Annotated in this window: 8 protein-coding genes; 1 reads left to right on the top strand and 7 read right to left on the bottom strand. The window is 59.9% G+C overall.

All coding sequences use genetic code 11. The features are described from left to right. Nucleotides 1-157 precede the first annotated feature (157 nt). The 3 genes from BG83_RS0116445 to BG83_RS0116435 all read right to left on the bottom strand — a co-directional run bounded on the left by BG83_RS0116445 (nt 158) and on the right by BG83_RS0116435 (nt 1,918). Complete coding sequence (locus tag BG83_RS0116445; RefSeq protein ID WP_012435593.1) at nt 158-565, bottom strand: hypothetical protein; 408 nt, start codon at nt 563-565, stop codon at nt 158-160. Between the two features lie 78 nt (nt 566-643). Then, entirely contained in the window at nt 644-1,093 is a 450-nt protein-coding gene (locus tag BG83_RS0116440; RefSeq protein WP_012435594.1) for a GtrA family protein, read from the bottom strand. Between the two features lie 69 nt (nt 1,094-1,162). Next, the gene (locus BG83_RS0116435; protein ID WP_021197345.1) at nt 1,163-1,918 is read right to left on the bottom strand and encodes a class I SAM-dependent methyltransferase; all 756 of its coding nucleotides are present in this window, start codon (nt 1,916-1,918) and stop codon (nt 1,163-1,165) included. A 1,001-nt stretch (nt 1,919-2,919) separates the two neighbouring features. Here BG83_RS0116435 and BG83_RS0116430 point away from each other — a divergent pair. Beyond that, the gene (locus BG83_RS0116430) at nt 2,920-3,735 is read left to right on the top strand and encodes a LysR family transcriptional regulator (protein ID WP_012435597.1); all 816 of its coding nucleotides are present in this window, start codon (nt 2,920-2,922) and stop codon (nt 3,733-3,735) included. Between the two features lie 120 nt (nt 3,736-3,855). Here the strand turns inward: BG83_RS0116430 and BG83_RS28840 are convergent, their stop codons facing one another. The 4 genes from BG83_RS28840 to BG83_RS0116410 form a co-directional block, all read right to left on the bottom strand. Further along, entirely contained in the window at nt 3,856-4,428 is a 573-nt protein-coding gene (locus BG83_RS28840; RefSeq protein ID WP_225694714.1) for a TniQ family protein, read from the bottom strand. 43 nt (nt 4,429-4,471) lie between these two features. Next, nucleotides 4,472-5,449, bottom strand: coding sequence for an ATP-binding protein (locus BG83_RS0116420; protein WP_021197347.1), 978 nt, complete (start codon nt 5,447-5,449; stop codon nt 4,472-4,474). 26 nt (nt 5,450-5,475) lie between these two features. Then, nucleotides 5,476-7,449, bottom strand: a complete 1,974-nt coding sequence (locus BG83_RS0116415) for a DDE-type integrase/transposase/recombinase (protein WP_012435600.1) — start codon at nt 7,447-7,449, stop codon at nt 5,476-5,478. After that, nucleotides 7,449-8,028 (bottom strand): hypothetical protein (locus tag BG83_RS0116410; protein ID WP_024977755.1); only part of this gene is annotated, 580 nt, incomplete at its 5' end. The genes BG83_RS0116415 and BG83_RS0116410, both read right to left, overlap by 1 nt.

The raw sequence follows: 8,028 nt of genomic DNA, 5'->3' as shown, positions 1-8,028 counted from the left end.
CCGTTCACGGTAAATCCGGTCGTTGCGGTCAGGCTCGCTAGATTGCTTGAGGAAGCCGACACGCATTCTGCTGAACAATGGCAGATTGCATGCCCCTTTTCTGGCTTTTGGGCAGCAAATGACGCCAGCTTGGCTGGCGTACCAGCGGGCGAGATACTTACTGCGCTGCCGCGCTTACCACCACAGTCATCGGCGTCCACGCTTCCATCGCCAGCTCCCTTGTTTCGCCTGCATCCAAGACCAAATTGATCGGTTGCGTTCCCGGCAGGGTCTTAACGCTGCTAGCATCCTTGACGTCCAGACGTAGGGCTACAGAAGCACTTCCCCGGTTGACCAGCCGCATGATGTAGCGTTGCTGATAGGAAAGTACTTTGGTCAGAATGACGCCACGCGGCGCAGATACGTCAAACTCCTCCGCATTTGTGGGAAAGGGTTGTGTACCCCCCAAGATTACGACGGGGTTGTGGGCGTCGAATCCGTGCTCAAGATGCAGGACGAAGCCTTTGGCCACCGTCGGAAAGCTGGCAGCCACGGCCAACACCGATATCAAAGCGTTTTTTTTCATGCAATAGTCTCCTAGTGGGCGGGACCTTGAGCGCGTCGTACCCGCACAGCCAAATGCCTGAGTTGGCGTGAAAGAGGGTTAGCTATCAGGTTTTTGCTGTGTACGCCAAGCACCAGCCTTGCAGTTTGAGGCGTCCACAACTGCAGGTGCTGCTTGTGCAACGGAAAATGTCCACCTGCGATGCAGATTGAAATTGATCAGAACCAAGATCCCGGTTGAGATCACCTGTGCAACCAAATAGTGCAGGCCCGCAGCGAACAGGACCGCCAGCATCCAGGCGTTGAACAGCAATGCCAGCACCCACACAAGGAGGAAGCGCGAGAGTGTCGCACCGACCTTGGCGGGGGCGCCGAACACCCATCGCCGACTAACCGTGAAATTGAGCACGAGCCCGAAGATCGCACCTAGGGTCGATCCCACCACGGGGGTGGTACCGGAGTGGACCAAAATGTACAGCGCCAGATAGTGAGTGGCGGTGGAAGCACCGCCACTCAGCAGATATCTGTAGAAGATTCGTCGATCGGTCATGCCGGCCTTTTCTCCAAGGCGCATCAGCGCAGGTGCGAATGACTGGTTTCAGTGCCTTGAATGGCCATATCACTCCTTGACCGCGACAGCGAGCAGCGAACCACCGGCGGGAAATGGCAAGCTGCGGGTCAACAAGCGATATTCAACGTCGCAGACGGTCGAAAACAGCCGATTGAGTGTCTTTCCGATGCGGAAACCCTCGTCAACCTCCAGATCGGTCCGCGCAATCTTCTGGTGCACGCGCGAAATAACCATGACGGGTAACAGCAGCGACATGAAGGAATTGACGTAGAGCGGACGGAACCCGGTGGCCCGCAGCTTCTCCACGAGATCCTTACGCGTATAACGACGCTTGTGTTTGGCCGCGTCGTCCACGCGACTCCAGAGAGAAGGATGCTGAGGCACCGTCAAGATCAGCCCACCTCCGCGCCGGCACGCCTTGTACATCTCGCTCAGGGCGAGTCGGTCATCATCGATATGCTCGATCACATCAAAGGCGCTGACCACGTCGAATGCTTCGACAAAAGGGATCGCGCGCGCGTCCATTTGCAAGAACTTCGCTGTGCAATGGCGGCGCGCCATTTGCAGCGCATGCAGCGAAGGCTCCCCACCGCATACCTCAGCATGTGGGAACCGGTCTGCAATCGCAGCGAGATTCTCTGCTGTGCCGCAGCCAATCTCCAAGAAGGACTGAAGCCGCGGGAAATAACGTTGCAGCGCCCACACGATTAACTTTCGGCGATACACGAACCAAAAGTGCTCGGCTTGAAGCTTTTGGTATTCGTCGAACAGCGGCTCGTGGAAGCCGTCGTTGTCCTGAAGCATTTCGGGCGCCAAGCAAGCGACTCCGTCATGGACGGCGGCTCTCCAGCCGCAGGCATTGCACGACCAAGCAAAAGGCCTCAGAGGCGCATGGCAATTTACACAGATATGCACGGCAAACTCCTACGCAGCGAACAACAGCGCTATTCACCGCGCCTTGATTGCTCGCTGACGGAACACTCAATTTCCCTGGTTGCGTGCCGGGACACGCTCACGGGTCTTACCGCTGTGGCCGCGTGCCTCCCTTACAAAAGCGAAGGCTGTCAGACGTCAGCAGTGATGCGTGTCAGGAAACCAGGCGCGGAGGCCGTAGGAGGAGCTCTGGGATGAAACTAAGAAATTGGGCGCTAGACGACGAATGTGTTCGCGCTGTCGGCCGACAACTGGACATGGTCAGTCGCGCGGGCACTGCATACTGCGGAGCCTCCTCGCAAGACGGACATAGCTTGCACCGGTCGTCATAACGAGCAGGTCCTGCTTTGCCATGGTGGTCGTGGCAATGCTTATGGCTGGTACGTGTAGCCACGGAGAGGCGCTTATGCTGAATGCTCCGCGATTTCTTGATTACAGCATGCGCGCGTTCGCAGTCGGCAGGAATACCGGCGCCCATGCCCTGTGAGGGCAGCGCAACTAGTACCAGCCAGAGCGAAAAAACGCGCAGCAACTTCACGGGCACCATCAATGGACGATCACGGAGCCGCAGTCTAGGAAAGTCAACCTGACCGTAGAGTTACGGGTGGATTACAAGAATGCAGCCGGAGAATGGTGCTTGCTCTCCGCATGCTTACCACCTCGAATCACCTTGCGCATACTGAAGGCGCAAGCATGCGATCAACTCATGGTCTGGCGCGCCAAAACTTGGCCTCTCAACGCATGCAGAGCATGCGCGGCACTCGGTGGAATCCCACTGCATCAGAAAAATATGCGCAGTGTCTCCTGCCAGTTCTTGCGGCGATGTTTTTGCCGGCAGCACGCTGAGGGTTGGGGTGCAGCCCTCTCAACAAATGTCCTTGTCCTTTACGGGCACGATCAGCCGGGCGGCAGATCTCGTGCACCGCTCGCAATCGGCGGTGAGCATGCAGATCAAGACGCTGGAATCGGCCCTTGGCAAAGCGCTGTTCGTGCGCAAGCCGCGCAGCGTGGTGCCGACGCAGGACGGCGAGGTGCTGCTGGCACACGCGCGCCGGATCATTGCGCTGCGCGATGAGGCATGGGCGGCGGTCGTCCGGCCGGACGTGACTGGCCGCGTGGTGATCGGCGTACCGGACGATTACGCGTCGTCGCTGTTTCCGCCGATTCTCAAGAAGTTCTCGGCCACCTATCCGAAGGTCGAGATCCAGGTGACCGGCCTGCCCAGCGTCGCGCTCGCCCCGATGTTGCGCGACGGCACGGTGGATCTCGTCTGCGCGACGCGGGTGAAAGGGCTGACCGGCGAGTTCTTGCGGCACGAGCCGATGGTGTGGGCCGCAGCGCCCGGCGCCACTGACATCTGGCGTGAGCGGCCGCTACCAATTGCCGTGTTCCTACCGGGAAGCGTCGCACGCGAGAAGGCGATCCACAGTCTCGAGCGCGCAAAAATCGTGTATCGAACTTCCTATGAGAGCCCGAGTCTGCTTGGCCTGCTGACGATGGCCCGAACTGGCCTCGCCATCACCCCGCTCGCGCGGTGTGCTGTGCCATCTGACTTTACGCTGCTCGGGCCCGCACACGGCCTGCCTGAGATTGGCACGCTTGAAATCGTCCTCGCCCGAAGCGTCACGTCAAACCGACCACCCTGCGATTTTCTCGCCGAGCGCATCGTCGCTGAACTTCACGCATGAGCGCGCCTCGCCCGACGCCCAACCGGGGGCCGGGACTCAGTATTTCCAGCGTGATGGAGCAATTTTTCGACTCCACGGCAATCACGCGAGTGACGCCGCCGTGATCCAAATGCGCCCAGTCTAGCCGTATGTCCTTTCAAAGTATCGCCGACGCATTGCAACTCTGTCATCTTTGCACATCTTCTCCGATCGTAGTGTCGAATACGTCTTGTAACTGTAGGGGGCACCACAGTAGTCGCATCGAAACGGGGTTTCCAGAAAACGAGCTTTGAGCAAGCAGAGCGGCTCGTAGCCGCAGCGTCGGCAACCGATCTCGAGTGGCGTCTGATGCGCCGGGCATGTGGACTCGCTCTGCAACTGATGGAGGGGACTGTGGTATCCACGCCCCAAACACTTGCGGCAAAATCGAAAACGCTCGTCGTACTGGCGGTAAGGAAAAGCATCGAGGACCGATCCGAGAAGTATCTTGGCCGGCAGGTGCAAGGTCTTGCGCAAGGCGGCGATATTGATCGCATCGTGCACCGGTAAAACGCCGGAATAGGGATCGGCGTGCAAGGACAAGGCGGCATGACGCACCACAACATGCCCCGAAAGCTGATTGGCCTGCGCGAATTTCCAAAGAATGGAAATCAGCGACTCGCACGGGTCGACCCATTTCGGGTCGAAGGTGTAGCCTAGCGCGGGCGAAAGCACGCTCTCGTCAAACGATAGAATCGGGAATCGATTCTTCCGGGAGCTACGCAGCGGCGATGATATGCCCGGTCGCATGGCGCGATTGGACGTAACCACACTGTTGCACGGCGTATGCCCACAATGCTGGCGCTGGGCTGTAACCCGGTGCGTCCCGGGTCTCGCTATCTTTCAGGACAATCTCAACAGCGCGCACGAAATATTCCATCGGGATTTCCATCTTGTAGGGGAGGCTCGCCTTGTGGTGCGCCGCGCTGAAGGCCTCCCAGAGCACGGTCGCGTCGTTGACAAGCCGGTAGTTGGTGTCGAATGCCTCGGGGACGTAAAACCGCGTGAAGGTCCAAGCGCTCGCCTCCGGGTAACAGGTTTCGTCATAGCCGAGCAAGCAAGTCGCGACATCATCAGCATCGCGTATCCCATAGAACGGCAACTCTTCGACCATGAGGCGCGCGATGATCTGCGTGGCCCCTGCCGCCTGCAGCGATTCCTTCTTGGCCAGCAACTCCTCCTGGCCGACCAGGAAGGTGTACAGCTTGATCTGCTGCCGATCGAGCGTATCGTGAATGTCGCGCAGCCACTCGTACTCATTGACGTTGTAGCGCTGTGCCTCATCGCAAAACAGGAGAATCGTTCCGCTGCCCGCTCGGGCCGCCGCCTCCCGCAGCTTATGGGTCAGCCGGAACCGCTTGGCCGTGTTGGTTCCCGTCTGCGGCTCGGGATAGCCGACGGCCTCCAGCAGGTTCGACAGAAAGGGGCCCTCCGCATGCTTGGGCTTGTGCTCGCACTGCGCGTGGAAGGTGGAGATTTTGGGGTAGTTGCGGGCGAGCAGGAGCCGTATGTATTCGATCGCCCGGGTCTTGCCAATGCGTGAGGGTCCGTAGATCAGCGCCCCAGGAACACGGTACCGCAGGCACCGTGTCACCAGTTCATAAAAATCCTGGATCGCTGCCGTGGCGATCCGGTAATTGCCAGTGACCAGAGGGTGCGTAGCCGGATCAACCGGGCGGGGGCGTTCGACAGACATGGTGGTCCTCCTTGCGGGCGGCCCGCCTAGGAAATCAGTCCCGTACCAATCGTGAGGCGGCGTGGTACACCGGGCGCTGGCGGCGGCGATGGTGAATCGTCAGCGACGGCATTGGAAAGCGGCGCAGAAATGGGTACGGTGGGTCGCAAAGGCGTGTAGATCGTCGGCGCAGTCGACAAAACACGGATGACGTGCGCGAGATCCGTGGCGGCTTTGCGTGTGTGTTTGGCGTGCGCCAGCTTCTCTTGGACGAACGCCTCGATCACGTTGCCTTCCATCCCTTTGCGCATGCCGCGCTTCTTACGCCATTTCAGGATCTCTTTGCGCAGCCGCAAATCGTGGGGCACCAGGCCCCACGCGCCCTGCGCCTGCAATGGCCCCAACTCGGCTCCATCCGCGAGAAACGCCCGTACGCCGCGCAGGTCTTCGACGTTGGAATAGACAAGCAGCTTCGTACCGATCAGATGCGTCGCCGCTGCCAGGGTTGTGCTGGTGTAGCGCACACCGTGCAGGTTGATGTGAGGACGCACACCTTGGTGCAAGTAGGCACGCACCGTGTGCCTCGACGCGGTTTGCATCAGGCACAGCGTGCGACGCCGATGCTCGGCCAACCAGGAGAGCATGCTCTGCTTGACACGGATCAACCGCTCCATGGCCTCCAGAGGCGTGATGTTGTTCAGCCCGCTGTGCGGTGTACCGTTGTAACTGGCGATGGCATATTCGACGAGTTCCGTCAGCTCATCGGAGGACAGGTACAAGCGGAGATTGCCCTTCGGATCGGACAGCGCACGCCGAAGGTCACGCGGATGCGATCCGGTGTAGCCAGGCAGACGCGACGACATCTCTTGCGCAATGGTCGCAAAGAAACGCTCAATGTAGGGGCGCTCGTCCGGGTGGTGATAAGGGCCCGCATCGACAATGCAACCCACGAACTCGCACAAGGCACTGAGCGTGTCGTTGGCAAGATTTGCTTTGGCGTTGTCGAGCTTGATCCACTCCCAGCAAGCGTAGGCGAGCTCGGGCAGTTTTTGCGACGGCAGGCCATCGTGCTTGGAGTACGCGAGATTGGGAAGGGTGAAGGTCATGGGGCGATGAGGCTCCAGTGCCTTCTCCATCGTCTTGATCACGTCATGACGGCTGTACTCGCGCGCGAGCACGACGTGATAACCCAGGATCGCGCGAGTGCAAACGTCGATGATGACCAGCAGCCAGATGCGCTCCATTTCGAACTCGTGCTCAAAACCCAAAGGGTCACGTACCACCACCTTGAGCCGAACATCCAGACGGTGCCCGTCGAATTCCACGACCTGATAGGGGCGCACGGCCGCGGGCGATACGGCATGTCCGTCCTGCAGGGGCAAGCCTTTGAGGTGAGAGGCGCCCGCCGCGCGCGCAGCTTGGCCGAAGGAGCGCAGCATTTCCGCCTTGAGCCGGTTGGACAACGAGCGGATTGCCAAATAGTCCATACAGAGCGGGTAGTCCGTCGCCTTCAGACCGAGCGACCGACATTGCTTCAGGAACTCCTCATGCAGGGCTTTCAGGCCGCGCAGGCGCGTCTTGAGCTTGCCATCCGTGCTGACCTGATGCAGCACGACCTTGCGTTGCCGAATCTGAGCCCGAAGCCACGTCACCAAGGCGGGATGGCTCTCGAAGATTTGCGATATCGCCCCGGCCGTACCGCGACTGCCGGTCTGCCCCTGGACGACGATAGGGGCAACGCGCGCGTATTCGGCAATCCGCACATTGGGAATGACGGCGCGAAAGCCCCAGATCCGTCCATCGGGGTGTGTCTGCAACGCACGATACAACCACCGATATAGTTGGCGACGATCGATACCGGTGGACAGTTCAATTTCGTCGATAGCGTCGCCTCGTGCATAGCGCTCGATGGCGGCAGTCGCCATGCGTACCCGCTGCTGACGCCCCTCCGTGAGCTCCGTCCATGCAACTGACGGCCAGGACGCGAGGTCGAGATGCTGGAGCTCCGGTTTGCGGCGCATCAGGACTGTCCTCCCGGTGCCGAGAACAGTGTGAGCAGCGACAACGCTTCCGTATGCAAGGTCGGTGCCGAGAGCTTGCCCGTGCGCAATAACTCATACACCGCGGTGCGAACCAGAACGGGATCGCCTGTGGCGTACTCGCGCTCAATGGTCAGGAGTTGCCTCGGCTCAGCTGTCGCAAAGCGCCGGATCGCTGTCAGCAGACTCGCCGCTGGCAAGCCGCGATTGGCCACGATCGTGGGTAACATCCGTTGCCAGTTGTCGATCCAGACTCGGGATGCAGCGAGTTCTGCCGGCGGCACCACACGAATATCGATCTCTGAGTCGTCCAGTTGGCGCCCTTTGTCGACGACCATGCCCTCGTCGTCTGACTCTGAGAGCAACACCAACTCGTCCCGAGTTTCATAACGGACCCAGAACTCGGCCAAGTGTCGCTGTCCGCCCACTAGGATGAACCCAGGCCTTTCGCAAAAACGCTGAACGTCGGGATCGGCCTCCAGCCTCAGCCATTGATCGAGAGCCGCACGCCGATAGAACGACACCCGGCGCCCCAATTTGAGGCTGAAGGCCTCGAGCCGA

Source organism: Ralstonia pickettii (assembly GCF_000607165.1).
GTDB lineage: Bacteria > Pseudomonadota > Gammaproteobacteria > Burkholderiales > Burkholderiaceae > Ralstonia > Ralstonia holmesii.
The sequence above is the reverse complement of the archived record's forward strand: the minus strand, read 5'-3'. Positions and strand labels throughout refer to the sequence as shown.

Coding starts and splice junctions, on each gene's coding strand:
- BG83_RS0116445 (WP_012435593.1), bottom strand. CDS start 565: ATGAAAAAAAACGCTTTGATATCGGTGTTGGCCGTGGCTGCCAGCTTT.
- BG83_RS0116440 (WP_012435594.1), bottom strand. CDS start 1,093: ATGACCGATCGACGAATCTTCTACAGATATCTGCTGAGTGGCGGTGCT.
- BG83_RS0116430 (WP_012435597.1), top strand. CDS start 2,920: ATGTCCTTGTCCTTTACGGGCACGATCAGCCGGGCGGCAGATCTCGTG.
- BG83_RS0116415 (WP_012435600.1), bottom strand. CDS start 7,449: ATGCGCCGCAAACCGGAGCTCCAGCATCTCGACCTCGCGTCCTGGCCG.
- BG83_RS0116420 (WP_021197347.1), bottom strand. CDS start 5,449: ATGTCTGTCGAACGCCCCCGCCCGGTTGATCCGGCTACGCACCCTCTG.
- BG83_RS0116435 (WP_021197345.1), bottom strand. CDS start 1,918: ATGCTTCAGGACAACGACGGCTTCCACGAGCCGCTGTTCGACGAATAC.